This window comes from Halorubrum sp. Ea8 (assembly GCF_002252925.1).
In the GTDB taxonomy this organism is placed as follows: domain Archaea; phylum Halobacteriota; class Halobacteria; order Halobacteriales; family Haloferacaceae; genus Halorubrum.
This window is the reverse complement of record NZ_NHPF01000155.1, coordinates 19,740-35,269: the sequence shown is the minus strand read 5'-3', so window position 1 is coordinate 35,269 and position 15,530 is coordinate 19,740. Positions and strand designations below refer to the sequence as shown.

The window sequence follows — 15,530 nt, the reverse complement described above, 5'->3', positions numbered from 1 at the left end:
GATGCCTGACCGCTGATTGCCGGAGATGTCCGGGCAGAGCCGAGACGTTCAACCAAGCCGGATCAACGGCCTGCGTCGATCCCCGCCTCAGCTAAGCACGTACTCTTCGAGGAACTGCTCGTACCTGTCCAGCACTGCCCCGGTCGCGAACCCGTCTGCGCGGCTCATGAGCTCGTCTCGAGGCGTCGATTGGTTCAGCGTCTCGAGGACGGCTTCAGCGAGGCCGTTGGCGTCTCCGACGGGTCTGAGACAGCCGTACTTGCCGTCGTCGAGGATCTCCTTCGGTCCGCTCGGACAGTCCGTCGCGACGACGGGGCAGCCGCAAGCGAGCGCCTCTATCAGTACGGATGGGAGCCCTTCGTAGCGGGATGATAACAGAAACACATCGGCTTCGTGCATGTAGCCGTACGCGTTCTCGACGTACCCAGGGATGGAGACGACATCGGCCAAGCCGAGACGTTCCGAGTACGATTGTATCTCTTCCCGCTTAGGACCCTTCCCGGCGATGATCGCTCTCGTATCAGGATTCTGCGCCTGAACGCGTTCGAACGCGCGGAGCCACGTCTTTAGATCTTTCTGCTCCGTGTGCCGGCCGACGTAGAGGACGACGTCGAGGTCGTCGTCCGTTATCCACTCGTCTTCGACATCACGGCGAGCCTGCTCTCTGATGGCGTCTATCTCGATCGGGTTGTGCAGAACGGAGACGTTGTCCCGTTTGACCTTCGTGCGCTCGACGATGCTGTCGGCGACGCCCTCCGAGACCGCGATGATTCGATCGGCCGACGGGTACAGGAGCGGGACGAGTCGTTTGAGTGCCCGGTCTTTCAGACCGTTCTCTGTCCCGGTTCCGAACGCGTCGTGGTGAGTGGCGGCGACCACGGTATCGGCGTCGATCAGGCGGCAGGCGGCGATCGAAATCACGTTCGCACGGGATAAGTGCGACAAGAGCAACGCCGGCTCCTTCCTGCGGAGGTAGTCGACGAGAGCCGGGAAATTCATCGCCACGCCGAGAACGGGTGACTTCGAGGGCGGGAGCGTTACGACGTTCACGTCGCTCGAGAGCTGGGAATGCAGGCCTCCGTCGGTCTGCGTGACGAGCAGTTCGACGTTGTATCCCCGGGCGCTGAGGCCGTTGACGAGGTTTATCGCCACCTGTTCCGCGCCTCCCTGTCCAAGACGGGGAATAAAAAACGACAGGAGCGGAGACGATCCCTCGTCTTGGTCCGCCAGTGATCCGCTCTCAGCCAGCTCCGGAGAGTGTTCCGCGGGAGGATCTGACGCTAGAGAACTGCTCAGCTTATACCGCGTAATCGTCTCTCGCATCTGTTCGTAGGATACACTGGTCCGGATATCGTTATTTGTTAGCTAAATGAACCCAGATCAAATCGAACTACCGGATTCCCCGAAGCAAGGTCGGTCCGACCGCCCGAGTGCCCGCCAATAAACCCGACGTGGCCCCTGAGGCCGGGGTCGATCCACGGGCCTTCCACCGCTCTGTTATACTAATATTAACAATAACCATTACCACTGTGAGGTTCGGATACGGTATCTAATGACCCGTAGTGAGCCTGATTGTATGGGTGTATCGGCAGCCGCCCGTGTACCATGACCGACATGGAGCCTCCGGATCTGAAGATGACCCGTCGAAAAGCGCTGGCCCTCCTCGGCGGTGGCGCTCTCGCCGTCGGGGCCGGTATCTACAGCTTGACCGAATCCGAATCCCCGACCGACGACGCGGATCCCGTCGACGAACCCGATGAAACCGACGCCGAGGACATCCTCGACTACGGCGGCATCGAGGGCGACCCGTCCCTCGAGGCAGCGGAAGTGAACGTCGCCGCGATCAACCAGGCGTCGGTCGCGAGCAGCGAGAACACGGTTTATCTTCCCGAAGGCGAGTGGTTCGTCGGGCAGCGGGACTCCGGAATTTTCCTCTATCCGGGCGATCCGGACAGCGACCGCGGCGCGGCCGGCCTAAGCTTCGTCGGCGACGGCCCCGCGCGGTCGTTTCTCACCGTCGCACCCGAGGTCTCGGGGACGAGCAAGAACATCGAGGTCAGATACTCCGAGGAGGCAGACCACGACGACGTCGAGTGGAGAGACATGACGTATGAAGGGAACGAACACGAACTGTCTCTCCCGGAAGACCGGAGCCAGTGGGCTATCTACATCCGGGGGTCCGGCAACTTCCGTTTCGGGAATGTTCGGTTCCAGAACTTCCACGCCAACGGCATTCACGGTACATCGTCTGGTGGGTACTCAATAGAAATTGACCGTTGTACCTTCTACAGGACCGCAATAGGACGGCATAATAACAAAGACGGAGACGTAGTCGGACACCACCTCGCCGGCACTATCGATAACGACCAACATTTGACCGTCACGAATACTGAGTTCGAACTCGTCTCCGGGACCTGCCTTGATCTCGCCAGTGGTTCCAGAGGGCCCGTTGTCTTCGAGAACTGCTGGGCGCGGGGCTGTGGTGACGCCTTTATAAAAGTGAACGGTGGTGGAACGACGCGAATATCCCGGCTGTCCTTCCAAGGCACGTCGCCGGAGCTGACCGACGCACTTGTGACAGAACCCGAATTCGGTGAACACCACGGACGAAATTTTATTTATCGACTCGGCGGTGATAAGTCGAATCTCCCGCGATTTGTTTTGAACGACGTCGAAGCTCACGGAATGCCGTACCACGCGTTACAGGTTCGAAGAGGCTTCAGTTTAGCCGTCGAAGGAGGAACGGAGGGACCGATAGCGTTCAGCGACATCGCCGGATACGAATCATATTATAGTGCCCTCCGGGACGACTCTGACAAGGAGTCGAAGTTTCACTTCGACATCGGAGCATTGTCGGTTCACAACACTGATGGTGCCATCTTTAGGACGCCTAGCTCTAGCGGGACAATCGGGATACTCAACAGGGACGGAAACGGAGATCTTGGTAAGATCGGTGATATTAGCATCGCATCCGATAACAACGGTGCCGAACCGTTCGATCCGGTAACGCCCTCGCGAGACGATGTCGGGATCATCAGTGTCGCCGAGGATATTAAATGAGTTTCATAGTAAGGTCGACCGGACGGTGACCTGTGAGCGTCAGGAGGATAGCGTCCTTCTCTGATATAGCTGGAGTGAGATTAAACCCACTACTGCAGCCACCTACGGAGTTTAACTGAACAAGGCTCAGAGCTTCTTAGCTGTTCTTCGCAGCAATGAGGCGGACTCGTACGTCCATTTTCCCCCGAGCGACGCAACAAGGTGTGGGTGCACCGGCCGGAACAGCGGGTTCGCGAGGAACGCCCAAACGAAGTATTTCCGTGCCTCTCGGTAGCGTCCCGCTCTGATAGCAGACCGCGCCAGGTTCCGACGCATTGAGGCTAGAAACATCCGGGCGAGATAGAGTCCGTGTTCTCTCGCGAACGCATAGTGTTTATCGATGAACAGCGGATACGCTACGTCCCGTTTAGCTTCGAAATTGCTCGTGATGTTGCCTGGGGCACCGCCTCGTCTGAAGGTAAGCGTTTCTTGGACGGGTTTGAAGTGGCAGTGCTTAGCGAGACGGAAGAACCATTCGCGGTCTTGCCAAGCAGGAAACCGCTCGTCGGGGAGCCCCGCGGCATCAATAGCGTCGGCCGCAACCATTATTGAGGAAAACTGCCCGAAATTGGTCCCCTTCAAAAGCTCCTCAACCACGTCACCTTCGGCGGTCGGTGCGGTGACCGTCGTTCCGCTGGGGCTGTCAGTTCGTTTGCCGGTGTAGACGACGCCGACCTCCGGGGCTGACGACTCGAACATTTCCACCTGACGGCTGATCTTCGTCTCGTGCCAGCGGTCGTCGTCGTCGAGAAACGCGACGTACTTTCCTTTCGATGCCCGAATTCCATTGTTTCTGGCAACGTTTGCGCCCCTATTCTCGTTGTGCCGGACGAACGTTACCGAGTCGAGTCGGTCGAGGTCGCAGTCGGTCAACGTCTCAGCGACCGGTTCCGGAGATCCGTCGTCAACGATGAACAGTTCGATACTGTCGTAGGTCTGTTCGACGACGCTTTCGACCGCATCCGAGAGATACTCGCTGCGGTTGTACGTCGGTATTACGACACTTACGAGCGGTTGACTCTCGTCCGTGGACGGTCCTGTACTCATTTGTCTCTCGAATTTCTCGTCTTCGCACGCATTTGAGTAATACTTTCATAATACTGCGACAGCGTACCGCGGTCCACCCGGCGGGGCTCGTATCCCCTCATCGGGCAGGACGCCACGCTTCTTGTCACCGATCGGCCGAGCCGTCGTCCATCACGACACGTTCGGTCATCGGAGTCGAGAGGAACGTGACCAGCGAGTACAGCTCCGAGACTCTGTCTTCCCCGTCCATGTGCTGAGCGTAACAGTCGTACACCGCGGAGAGGTCGAGGAACTCACACGCCTCGTTCTCCCTGATGATCGAGCGGATCCGACCGTGCTCGCGAACGTTTTTGACGTGGTCCGGCCACGATCCGGACTGCTCTTCTCTGCCGCCGAGCAGTCGGTAGAGCCCGTGTGCGTAGTGGGAGAGCAGCTGAACGGTCGCGTTTCTGTCGAACGGTTGTCCCGTCTGCGTATGCTTAATTTCGGCGAGCCGAGGGCTCTGCCTCTCGAGTAGGTCGTCGACGATGTTGCGTCTGAGTTTGTATTTACTCGGCATCCGGAGCGATAGCTCGACGACTCGGTTGTCCAAGAACGGACACGTGATCGGCAGCGTCTGCAACGTCGACGAGTAAAACTGGTACGTCGCGGTATTGGTTATCGGATCATAGATGTCGGCGCGTGCGAGATCGGCTATCGAGTCGTACTCGACGTCGAAAAACGATCGCCGGGGGCCCGGGTCGAGGGACGCGTCGAACTCCTCCGCGTAGTCGATCGAAGCGTCGAAGTACGGCGTGAGCTCTTCTCTCCCCCAGAAATAGCCGGACTTCCACAGCGAGAGGTACGTCTCCTCGTCAACGTCCAAGACGAACGGCAGTTTGACTCTCTGGTTTATGTTCGGAACGGTTACGTTTCGGGGTATGCATCCCGAGGAGAATCGTGTCCGAGTACTGGCCGCTGAACATGGTCGTGACTCCGGATCGGATCCTATCTTTGAATCCGAGCGCGTGGGCCTGGTCGAGCCGACCCCTGCCGTTGGATATCTGCCCCAGATCGTCCAGTAGGTCGATCTAGTAATCCGGGTCCCGTTGGAGCAGATCGAACTCGCTTCCGGCCTCCCCTGCCACCTGCTCGGCTATCCTCGCCTCTGTGTTCATGTACTCGTTCACATGGTACGACATGACGTCGTCGTCCAGAAACGAGAGCAGGAGGCGCGAGTCACTTCTACCGCTCAGGAACAGTCCCGCGTCCTCGGTGTTCCGCGCTCGCTCGGATACCGCGTCTGCGATCACGTCCGAAAACCGGTCTAAGAAGTAGTTGTACGACCGGTCGAGCGGGTCATACTTCGGCCGCCAGTACACTTCTTCTTCCGTTTCAGAGTCGGTAATATCGTACCGAAACTTCGAGCCAGGATGCAATCTCTGTACGCCTTCCAAAATGGAAGTTGTGCCAATTCCGCCTCGACCGAAGAGCTGGAAGAAGCTACAGACGGAGACCATATCGAACGTCGGGTCGATGTCTGGGTGTTCGGGAAGCAATTGAAGCTGCGTCGAAAAGACGACCGAAGACCCCGTGCGCGTAGTATATCGGCCTCGCCGAGAGCCGGTCGACGAAGAGTGTGACGCTGTCGTCTTCGGTGTCGTAGACGATCCCTGCGAATTTACTGTTCAGGCCATCTACGAACTCCAGTCCGTACTCCTCATAAAGACGTGCACAGTACGTTGCAGCGCTCTCTGAGGGTTTTTTTCGGAGAGTACTCACCGTCCGCTTCGTGCCCGATGACGTCACCCCATACCCAGATCAGGACGTTTCCGTCATCTGCCCGAGCTGGTTGGTCCGCAGTGTCGGCGTGGTACGAGTGATGAATCGAAACCGAGTCGGAGGTGTACGAACCGGTCGACTCCGTGCCGATCCATTGCAGGTGCCCGGCCATCGCTTCCGCGCCGTGCTGGCGGCCGCCGATGACTCCACAGATACCGACCATATGCCACAATTTATCGTCCGTCGTATAGGTATACGTATCATTCTCCGAATCAATCACAGGCTTCGTTCGCCGTCTCGATCGACGAACGGCCGGTAATCGAGGTATAACTATTCCCGTCGTTCGCCGTACACGTAACAGTGGCCGCCGAAACAGATCAAACGCGTACCGTGACAGACACATACGATATCCGTCCCTACGAACCCGGCGATAGAGACGGGATTCTCTCGCTCTACGAGGCCGTCTTCGGGCGAACGAAAGATGCGGAGTGGTTCGCTTGGAAGTACGAGAACAACCCGTACGTGGACCACGTCCCGATACTGGTCGCGACGGCGGACGGAGCGATCGTCGGCGCGCGGCCGTTCTTCGCGCTATGTATGTCCTGTAATCGAAACCACGACGTCGTGCTGCAGCCGTGCGACGCGATGGTTCACCCGGATCACCGACGGCAGGGGCTGTTCACTCGGATGACCGAGCGGGCTATCGAGCGGTACGGTGGTGACTGTCGGTATTTCTTCAACTTCCCCAACGACCTTTCTCTGTCCGGGAACCGCAAACTCGGGTGGCGGAGCGTCTCTACGCTGGTCTCCTACTACCGAATCGAGAACCCCGGGCACGTGGCGGCGGCACGGAGCGACAGCGCTTTCGCTCGGATAGGGGGCGAACTCGGGACCGTCCTCGCTCAGGGGTACTATCGGTTCCGGGAGACGCTCTCGCCGTCGCCGTCGGGGATCTCGGTCAGGATCGAAGGCGAGATACCGACCGCGGAGCTCACTGCCCTGTACCGGACGTCCGTCCCCGACGGAATCCACGTCGTCCGTGACGAGCGATTCTACGGGTGGCGGTTCGGGCATCCGGACTGGAGCTACACCACTTATCTGGCGGAGACCGACGAGGGCGTACAGGCGGCGATCGTGGTCGGAACGTCGACCGACTCGGGACCCACGACCACCCGGTTCGTGGATACCGTTCCCGTGGAGAGAACCTCAGAGAGCGTCGACAGGGCACTGATCGAGGCCATTCTGACCGACCGGTCCGACACCGACGTCTTCTGTACGCGGTCACAGGGGCTCACCGAATCGGTGCTCCGGGGCTTCGGGTTCCGCCGAGACGACGCACTCCCGCTGTCGCTGTTGAACACGCAGACGAACCACGCCGTTCGGGCCCTCACCGACGGATGGGAGCCTCACGGGGTCGACATCACCGATCCCGACAACTGGCAGCTGACGTTCGCCGTGCACGACACCAGTTGAGTCGGCGGGTCGCATGCTCTCTCCCGACGCGTCAGGCGGTAGCGCGCGTATAATTATAATCACACCATCACTACCTACCGAAAATGCCTGAGGCTGGAACGGTCGTTATCTCTATCGACGCCGAGCTGATCTGGGGGTTTCACGACTTAGACGACCTTCCGATGGACCGCGTAGAGTCCGCGCGCGAGTCGTGGCTGGCCGCCCTCGACCGCTTCGAGACGCACGACGTTCCGGCGACGTGGGCGGTCGTCGGCCACCTCATGCTGGAAGCGTGCGACGGAGCGCATAGCGATCACTCTGCCGGCAGTGAGTGGTTCGCTCGCGACCCGGGCGGAAGCCACACGCCCGACTCATACTGGTTCGGCCGGGACCTGGTGGACGCGATCCGCGACAGCGACACCGATCACGAGATCGGTTCGCACTCGTTTTCCCACGTCGAGTTCGGTCATCCGAGCACGACGAAGGCCATCGCCGAGGCGGAACTCCGCTATAGCCGAGAGGTAGCGGCGGAGTACGACATCGAGCCGACGTCCTTCGTCTATCCGCGGCACAACATCGGTCACCGAGAACTGCTCGCGGAACACGGATTCGACTGTTATCGAGGCGCCACGCCGGACCGCTGGTACGACCGCACTCCGTTCCGACGGGCCGGGAAGTTCCTCGATTGGGGGATCGGCGCCTCAACGCCGCCCATCGTCTCTCCCACCATCGACGAACACGGCTTAGTGAACGTCCCGGCGTCGCTGTATCTTTACCACTTGGAAGGTCCGGCCCGGGCCGCCATCGAGACGGTGACGAACAACCCGGTGCTCGGACAGGTCGAACTCGGGCTCGAACGGTTGAAAGACACGCCGGACGGCATCTTCCACCTGTGGTTCCACCCGAACAACATCACCACGCAACGAGAGCTCGACAGGTTCGAAACGGTCATTGGGATGATCGCCGAGTACCGGGACCGACACGGCGTCACCGTCGAAACCATGGGCGAGGTCGCCGACCGAGTCAGAGACTGAAGCTGACACTGTCGGTCGGCGTCGCCCGACACCTTCTGCGTTCGACCGAACGGTGAGGCGCACAGGAGTCGATACGAGGGGCTGTCACGCGAGTAAATAGCTTATAACTTTGGCCGGGCGAGTGGGATGAGTCGTAACGAACCTATTCAATGTACTCCGTTCTCGGAAGCGCAATCAACCATCCGGACGCTATCAACCCCTACCACGGGATATTCAATCACCGGGCCCTCAAATCGCTCTCCGACGCGGGGATCGACCTCGATGTCGTCTCTCCCCGTCCCTACGCGCCGCCGTTCGGACCGTACTCCGCGTACAGTAACATTCCTGCAACCGAAAACTGGGGCGCGTACACCGTTCATCACCCGCGCTTCTGGTACCTCCTGCCCAAACGGCTCTTCTACGGCCTCTCGGGCGAATCGTACGCCAACCGAGTCCCGAAGTACGTCGAGGCCACTTTCACACCGCCCGATGTCGTCCACGCGTGTCACATCTACCCCGACGGCTACGGAATGCTGCCCTACGCCCGGAAACACGACCTCCCGCTGTTCGTCGTCGCACACGGGACGCTCCTCAACACCTTCGAGAGCCAGCGAAGCAGCGTCAGATCGAAGATACGAGAGACGCTTTCGGCGGCGACCGGCGTTCTCTGCGTCAGCGACGAGCTCTCGGAGATAGCCAACCGGCTCACCGACCCGTTGAAGGTGGCGACCGTCCCCATCGGCGCGGACCCGCAACGGTTCCCCGTCGACCGGGAACAGCGACTGCGCCGGGAACTCGACATTTCGGGCGACGCGACCGTTGTCCTCTTCGTCGGCCAGTTCAGCGAGGCGAAAGGCGTCGGCGAGATCACCGATATGCTTCCCGAAGTTGACCTCGAAAACACTGTGTTCGTGTTTGTCGGCACCGGCGGGGAGATGGAGACCGAACTGAGGCGGACCGTCGGTGAAAGCTCGTTCTCCGATAGACACGTCTACGCCGGCCTGCCGCCGCTCGCCCTACGACGGTGGTACGCCGTCGCGGACCTGCTGCTGCTGCCGAGCCATTCGGAGGGCCGGCCGACGGTCATCTACGAGGCAATGGCCAGCGAGACGGCGGTGCTGGCCTCGACGGTCGGCGGCGTTCCCGAACAGGTAGTCGACGGGGAGACCGGCCTGTTGGTGCCGCCACGAGATCCGGCCGCTCTGAAAAACGCGCTCGAATCGCTGGCCGGAGACCGCGACCGGCTTCGGAAGATGGGAAAAAAGGGGTCAGAACGGCTACACGAGAAGAAATGGACGTGGGCAGACCACGCCGACCGCGTCACACAGCTCCACCTCGAGGCGATCGAGAACGGAGCGTCGCCGACCACGACTTCCCACTGACACCGTTCTGTCAGCCGTCACCGTCGACGGATTCGGCGTGTCTTTTTAAATTCGACGTGCGTCCGCTATTCGCCGGTACGACGCGGTCAACGTCCCGAAGACCGCAACCGGTGTGCGATCGTGACGTTCGTCCACTCAGTGTTTCTAGGTTTGATACCCCGTAGAACCGCCTTCTCGGCGTTCGAGCCCGAGTCGCTCGCACCCACGTTGAGAACCGGCAGCGCCGCTCGTGTCACGAGCACTCAGACACGCACCCGTCAGATAGTTCCGTACCGCTTCGCAATACTGCCACATGATAATACACACAGTTCGTCGGAACGGTATGAAAATGCGGCCCGAGTGATCATGGAACGCATGACACTCGATCCGTCGACGACGGATGTCCTCGTAATCGGTGGGGCCGGTTTCATCGGGAGCCATATCGCGGACTCCCTCGTCGACGACGCTGATGTCACTGTCTACGACGACCTCTCGACCGGGCACGCGGAGAATCTCCACCCTGACGTCTCGCTTCGCAACGACACAATCAAAAACGCGGAGCGGCTGACTGCGTCCGTCGAGCGAGCCGATATCGTATTCCACTTAGCCGCACAGGTGAGCGTCCAGCGCTCTATCGAGGGCCCCGTCCCCAGCCACGAGACGAACCTCGACCCGATCCTCACGATCCTCGAAGCCGCTCGCGGTTCGGACACTCGCGTCGTCTTCGCGTCCAGCGCGGCCATCTACGGCGAGCCGGAGTACACGCCGATCGACGAGGACCACCCGAAGGAGCCGAACTCCCCGTACGGCCTCGAGAAGCTTACCGCCGATCACTACTGTCGGTTGTATCACGACCTCTACGACGTCGAGGCGGTCGCGCTCCGCTACTTCAACGTCTACGGCCCGCGTCAGCAGGCCGGCGACTACTCGGGCGTCATCTCTATCTTCCGTGAACAGGCCCGTGCCGGCGACTCGATCACGGTCGAGGGCGACGGCACGCAGACACGCGACTTCGTGCACGTCGATGATGTCGTGCAGGCGAACCTCCTCGCAGCGACCGCCGACGACGCCCCCGGAAAGGGAATCAACGTGGGCACCGGCACCGAGATTACGATCCGCGAACTCGCCGAGGCGGTCAAGGAGGCAACGAACTCTGACAGCGAGATCGTTCACCTCGAAACCCGGGAAGGGGATATCGCAGAGAGCGTCGCGGACATCTCTCGCGCACGCGAGACGCTGGGATACGACCCCGAATATGATGTGTACGAGGGAATCGAGGCGTATCTCGGCGAGTAACCCGACCCCCCCTTCGCTGTGCGACACAGCCGATGCCCCTTACGCCGTGCGACACAGAGGAAGGGTCCAACCTCGGCGGGGACAACCCCCTGTGAGCGTGCTCGAGCCCGAACGAGCTGACGATCCGTCGACGTCCCGCTCCGGTGAGGGAGCCGAATCGCTCTCTGACTACGGTGACCTGTATCCAAGCCCTTCCCCGTGCCGCCTACGGCAATAGGGGCGACACGAGTCGTTCTCCTACGCGAGAGTACAGTGTGGCACTGTCGGGTTTCACGGCGTCAAACGATCGTTCAATGCGAACGCAGGCGAACCGAAGCGATCCGCGCGGGCGATCACTCGGCAGTCCCGTTGACGAGGTACTGCGTCTGGTCGCCGTTGTCGTACGCCCGCATGATTGTCGGGTCCCGTTCGAGCCGATCGAATTCCTCGGGCGTGTACCGCCAGTTCGCCTGGTAGTCCGGATACACCTCCGGGTAAAAGATTCGCGCGCGATGACTGACGAGGAGATACTGATCGTCGGCGAGGCTCTCTCCCATGAACGAGTTCTCGTCGTAACCGAAGTGGGCGGGAGGCGACCGAGACGGAGGGATGTCGTCAGGCCCCGTCCGAAGCCCGTACAGCGCGTGGGAGTAGCGCTGATAGGAATAGCTGGCCTCTAAGTGCCTGTCAGCGGCAGTCCCGTGTTGAGACAGCCAAGTGGCCGACGTGAAGCCCATCTCCGTTATCTGGTGGTTGCTCTCGGATTCCGCGGGCGACTGATGCGCACCGGCGACTGAGAGACCGGTAAGCAGCAATAACGTCACGACCAGGAAGACACCGACGATCGCCCGGAGTTTGGACTCGTGCCGAGGCCAATCGATCCGTTTCAACGGGAGATAGAACAGGCCGCCCATGAGGATGATCGAGAATATCTTCCCGATCTGGAACGGCCGCTCGTGGGGGACAATGAGGTCTATCAACAGGAACGCGACGCCGCCCAGGCTGAAGACCGCGAGCGTCGCTGCGGACGCGAAAACGAACGTGTCAATCCTGGTGCGGTCCTTCAACAACAGATAGGTCATCACCGCGATAAACGCGAAACCGAGGGCGAACAGCAGAAACTCGATGCCCAGCCGAAACACCGCAACCCTAAGAATGTCTATCAGCGGCGGAGAGCTCTCTTGAACCGTCTGCGTGTAATTGTCTGCGGGGGATTCGCCGCCGCTGATCCCGAAGATCGCTTCGTACACGATGTCGAAACGGACGATTATCCCGGTAAAATTCGAGTACCAAGTCAGAAACACGACCGCCGAGATCGACACGACGCTCGTCGGTCGCAGGTCCTCCGTGCGGATCCTGGGGACGTACCGACCCAAGAACCAGATGAGGAAGATACCGACGGCGAAGAGACCGACCAACGGGTGGTACAGTATCATCGACAGGAGCGCGATAACGAACATGGCCCGGAACCCGACCGCGGGCGTACGCTGGCTCGCGACGAACAGATACAGCACGAGCGGGAGAAGCAACACGGCGAGCCCGAACGGACGGTACTCCGTGTGCGCACGCCTGAGGATTGGGAGCATCACGAACGGCAGGGCCATCAGGATATGCTGTCGAGACTCGAACAGGCGGGGCAACAAGTAGAACATCGAGCCGAAGTAGACCACCGAACCGACGAGTGGCAGAAGCATGGCTATCGTCCGCAGCTCCCAGCCGGTCGCAGCGGAGAGCGCGACTGTGAGGAGGTGAATCAGCGGATAAATGTTACCGAGCACGTCTCCCGTGTTCAGAATGTCAATCGTGTATCCGATGTGGCTCATCGGGTCGCCGCGGAAGTACATGAAGTAGCCTCGGACGAACGGCAACGAGAGGAGTAACGCGTTCGAAATGAGTATCAAGCACAGCCCGTAGATCCACGAGCGGCCGGTGGACCGGACTGCGCTTCCGAGGATAACGAGCGCACCGACGAGCATGGCGCCGACGAGACAAGCCCAGAAATACAACGGATACGCTCCGTATACGGATATCTCGTACCGCTCCGCCGGGGGGACGATGATGGCGATCGCGACGGCGGCGATAAGCAGCGCTACGCCGACCAGCGCACCCTTTTCGAGCCGCGTATCCTCACTGCGTGTCTCGCGATGCATATCAGGGACAGAGATCGACTCGGCGGCCCGTCGTTGACCCCTCAGGTGCTTTCCGCTCGCTCTCGCGGCTACACATACGTCCCGCAAGCGCTATCCGATGGCCGCTAGCTCGAAAACCGACCGAGTTCCCCCGTTCCATACCGCACGGCGTGTCTACTGTAGAATTGTTATGTCCATCATATACCTTCGGTCGGAGACCGTATCTGTCTCCTTACTATGCACACAGCGACGGAGTGTAGACCATGTCGACGTGGTCCTTTCGGAACCGAGTGAACACGGATCCGAAAGCAAACGACGGAAAGCTTCAGTTGTTCCTTGTGGTCTTCATAGCGTATCTGGTGATCTCTCCGATCGTTATGCTGCTGCTCAACCTGCTTTCGATCAGAGCGTACCTGCTCTCCTCTTTCTGTTGGTTCCTGATCGCGAGTGAGGTATTCGGCCCGGAAATACAAGGCACGACGTGGTGGAGCCGGATACAATGGATCAAGCTCTGGGGATGGATCGTCGTGATCTACATCGTGACCGAGCGTTTCAACGCCGTGCTCGCGTAGTTCCTTTCAACGCCGAGCTCGCGTCGTTCCACGGCTTGGACGACGCGTAGACGGGCCGCTCACCCTCTACGTACCCGTCGTCTCTCCCCGCAGAACGTCTACTCTGGTACGGACATCGGTGCCAGTGTCCGACTCCACCTCGATCGACGGCCGGTACTGTTCCTGTCCGAACCGTTCGAAATACGGCGTCAGAACCAGCCGGTGTTCGGAACCGCCCGTGAAGCCGAACCTCGCCAGCTTGGAGCCATCTCCGCGGATCACGAACCCGTGGTCGGGTCCGTCGGCCTCGCAAACGTCGACTGACGGGTGGAAGTGATATCTCACGGTGTAGTCGCCCGGTTCCTCCGACCGGACGCTGTCGACGACCTCCCACCCGGACCCGGTCGCGACGACCTCTCGTCGGTGTTCGTAGCGCGGACCGACCGTCGTGTCTCTCGAATACGTCGCCTCGACTCCGCTCGTCCCCCGCTCGAGGACCTCTACGGCGGTTCGTCTACCCATGAGATAACTCCCGCCGATGGGTATCGGCTCGGCGTCAGCATACTGGACTGTGTTGTGAGACCTGACGCTTCTCGAATACTGCCTCCGCTCGTTGCCGCCGTAATCGTACACGCCCGTATCCGCGAGCACCTGCGTTCCGTCTATCCAAAGCAGCAAGCTCAGATGGTCGTTGTGTGAGTGTGCAGGGAGATGAGCCGGTCCGACGTCACCGACGTCGATCAGCATCGTTCCCCCGGCAGAGGGTATCATCTGATACCCCGACCCCCCGGGATGATCTAACTGAACAGTCTCTCGATCGAGCGAACAGGACGCTCCGTACGCGAGACAACTGCCGGCTTCAAGCTGTTCCCCCCGGACGGCGTCGTTCAACAGCGGTATTCCGACGCCTGGCTCCGACACTTCGGCGAGAAATCCGAGCGCCCGCTCGGCGGTCTCTCGGATCGTCTCGCTCGGGCGACCCGTTTCCGTGAGGAGGTCGTGGGCGGTGATGTATCGCCGGAGTACCATGATGTGATACATCGGACTCCGCTCGAAGTGGCCTCCGTCGGCCAGAAACTGCGTCTCGGCGGCCTGCTCCAGGATGTCGACCCCCTTCTCGGTCCAGCCCGTGTCGTGATGATCGAAGAGCACGCCGGCCATTATCAACGCGATGGCATTTTCTATCAGGTGGTTTCCGTCGATCTCGTACTCGACGTGATTCTCGAGAAATAACGCGTTCTTGTATATCGCCTCGTACACGCTCTCAGAAACGGAGTCGGAACCGTCCTCCTCGCACCACGCCGCGTATCGGCCCCAATTGAGTATCCGCAACGAGACCGAGTGCGGGATCCAAGAGCGACGAAGGTACTGCCTCTCTCCAATGGGGTTTTCGCTCGCCCACGAGAGGACCTGCGGTTCGAACGTCGATCGGATCGAATCGTCGCTCGACGAGCGCTCATCGCCGAGAACCAACCACTCCAGGTGTTCGAACGACTGGAGCTTCAACCGCCAGAGGAGCGGAAACTCGTCGAGCTTCTCGTGGTCCCAATCGATCTCGTCACCGAAGGATATCGTTCGTCCGATAAACGTGAACTCCCCGGCAGCGGCCTCGGAGGCCAAATTCCGACTGTGGTCGCGTTTCGCGTCGGAAAGGCTCCGTCTGAGCCTCGTTAGGTTTCGCTGTACCGGTCCCGTCCGAGCCACCAACTCCGCGGGGATCAGGCGCTCGTACCGCGAGTCGAAATCGACCGGGAGACGGGGGACGACGGCGTGACGCAGCCTCCGCTCGACGATTCCCGTCAACTGTGCGAGCGTCATGTTTCTCGCGGTGTGATAGAACAGCGGCCAGTCGCTCGGCGTCGT

At 60.3% G+C, this 15,530-nt stretch carries 13 protein-coding genes; 6 read left to right on the top strand and 7 right to left on the bottom strand.

Features of this window, described 5'->3' with window-relative positions:
* Positions 1-87: 87 nt before the first annotated feature.
* On the bottom strand, positions 88-1,323 hold the full coding sequence (locus tag DJ74_RS17585) for a glycosyltransferase (RefSeq protein WP_094528106.1): 1,236 nt from the start codon (positions 1,321-1,323) through the stop codon (positions 88-90).
* 282 nt (positions 1,324-1,605) lie between these two features.
* On the opposite strand from DJ74_RS17585, the gene DJ74_RS17580 reads away from it, so the two are divergent.
* Positions 1,606-3,060, top strand: coding sequence for a right-handed parallel beta-helix repeat-containing protein (locus DJ74_RS17580; protein WP_094528105.1), 1,455 nt, complete (start codon positions 1,606-1,608; stop codon positions 3,058-3,060).
* Positions 3,061-3,186: 126 nt separating this feature from the next.
* Here the strand turns inward: DJ74_RS17580 and DJ74_RS17575 are convergent, their stop codons facing one another.
* The 4 genes from DJ74_RS17575 to DJ74_RS20085 form a co-directional block, all read right to left on the bottom strand.
* On the bottom strand, positions 3,187-4,146 hold the full coding sequence (locus DJ74_RS17575) for a glycosyltransferase family 2 protein (RefSeq protein WP_094528103.1): 960 nt from the start codon (positions 4,144-4,146) through the stop codon (positions 3,187-3,189).
* A gap of 124 nt (positions 4,147-4,270) precedes the next feature.
* Positions 4,271-4,990, bottom strand: a complete 720-nt coding sequence (locus DJ74_RS17570; RefSeq protein ID WP_094528101.1) for a hypothetical protein — start codon at positions 4,988-4,990, stop codon at positions 4,271-4,273.
* 205 nt (positions 4,991-5,195) lie between these two features.
* Positions 5,196-5,663: a hypothetical protein gene (locus DJ74_RS17565; RefSeq protein ID WP_176451379.1), complete on the bottom strand. Its 468-nt coding sequence runs from the start codon at positions 5,661-5,663 to the stop codon at positions 5,196-5,198.
* Positions 5,608-5,886 (bottom strand): hypothetical protein, encoded by a 279-nt coding sequence (locus DJ74_RS20085; protein WP_176451383.1) that lies wholly within the window; start codon positions 5,884-5,886, stop codon positions 5,608-5,610. The genes DJ74_RS17565 and DJ74_RS20085 overlap by 56 nt, the downstream gene beginning before the upstream one ends.
* A gap of 390 nt (positions 5,887-6,276) precedes the next feature.
* On the opposite strand from DJ74_RS20085, the gene DJ74_RS17555 reads away from it, so the two are divergent.
* The 4 genes from DJ74_RS17555 (at position 6,277) to DJ74_RS17540 (ending at position 11,008) form a co-directional block, all read left to right on the top strand.
* The gene (locus DJ74_RS17555) at positions 6,277-7,359 is read left to right on the top strand and encodes a GNAT family N-acetyltransferase (RefSeq protein WP_176451382.1); all 1,083 of its coding nucleotides are present in this window, start codon (positions 6,277-6,279) and stop codon (positions 7,357-7,359) included.
* Between the two features lie 83 nt (positions 7,360-7,442).
* On the top strand, positions 7,443-8,372 hold the full coding sequence (locus tag DJ74_RS17550; protein ID WP_094528093.1) for a polysaccharide deacetylase family protein: 930 nt from the start codon (positions 7,443-7,445) through the stop codon (positions 8,370-8,372).
* A gap of 149 nt (positions 8,373-8,521) precedes the next feature.
* The gene (locus DJ74_RS17545; RefSeq protein ID WP_094528091.1) at positions 8,522-9,733 is read left to right on the top strand and encodes a glycosyltransferase family 4 protein; all 1,212 of its coding nucleotides are present in this window, start codon (positions 8,522-8,524) and stop codon (positions 9,731-9,733) included.
* A gap of 120 nt (positions 9,734-9,853) precedes the next feature.
* Positions 9,854-11,008: an NAD-dependent epimerase/dehydratase family protein gene (locus DJ74_RS17540; RefSeq protein ID WP_321166860.1), complete on the top strand. Its 1,155-nt coding sequence runs from the start codon at positions 9,854-9,856 to the stop codon at positions 11,006-11,008.
* Positions 11,009-11,340: 332 nt separating this feature from the next.
* Here DJ74_RS17540 and DJ74_RS17535 read toward each other — a convergent pair whose 3' ends face one another.
* Positions 11,341-13,137 (bottom strand): hypothetical protein, encoded by a 1,797-nt coding sequence (locus DJ74_RS17535; protein WP_094528087.1) that lies wholly within the window; start codon positions 13,135-13,137, stop codon positions 11,341-11,343.
* Positions 13,138-13,406: 269 nt separating this feature from the next.
* Here DJ74_RS17535 and DJ74_RS17530 point away from each other — a divergent pair, with 269 nt between their 5' ends.
* On the top strand, positions 13,407-13,688 hold the full coding sequence (locus DJ74_RS17530; protein ID WP_141212750.1) for a hypothetical protein: 282 nt from the start codon (positions 13,407-13,409) through the stop codon (positions 13,686-13,688).
* 66 nt (positions 13,689-13,754) lie between these two features.
* Here DJ74_RS17530 and DJ74_RS17525 read toward each other — a convergent pair whose 3' ends face one another.
* Complete coding sequence (locus DJ74_RS17525; protein WP_141212749.1) at positions 13,755-15,485, bottom strand: alginate lyase family protein; 1,731 nt, start codon at positions 15,483-15,485, stop codon at positions 13,755-13,757.
* Positions 15,486-15,530 lie beyond the last annotated feature (45 nt).

Bases quoted from the DNA above. Each gene is read 5' to 3' on its own strand.
- DJ74_RS17585 (WP_094528106.1), bottom strand. From the start codon at position 1,323: ATGCGAGAGACGATTACGCGGTATAAGCTGAGCAGTTCTCTAGCGTCA.
- DJ74_RS17580 (WP_094528105.1), top strand. From the start codon at position 1,606: ATGACCGACATGGAGCCTCCGGATCTGAAGATGACCCGTCGAAAAGCG.
- DJ74_RS17575 (WP_094528103.1), bottom strand. From the start codon at position 4,146: ATGAGTACAGGACCGTCCACGGACGAGAGTCAACCGCTCGTAAGTGTC.
- DJ74_RS17550 (WP_094528093.1), top strand. From the start codon at position 7,443: ATGCCTGAGGCTGGAACGGTCGTTATCTCTATCGACGCCGAGCTGATC.
- DJ74_RS17545 (WP_094528091.1), top strand. From the start codon at position 8,522: ATGTACTCCGTTCTCGGAAGCGCAATCAACCATCCGGACGCTATCAAC.
- DJ74_RS17535 (WP_094528087.1), bottom strand. From the start codon at position 13,137: ATGCATCGCGAGACACGCAGTGAGGATACGCGGCTCGAAAAGGGTGCG.
- DJ74_RS17525 (WP_141212749.1), bottom strand. From the start codon at position 15,485: ATGACGCTCGCACAGTTGACGGGAATCGTCGAGCGGAGGCTGCGTCAC.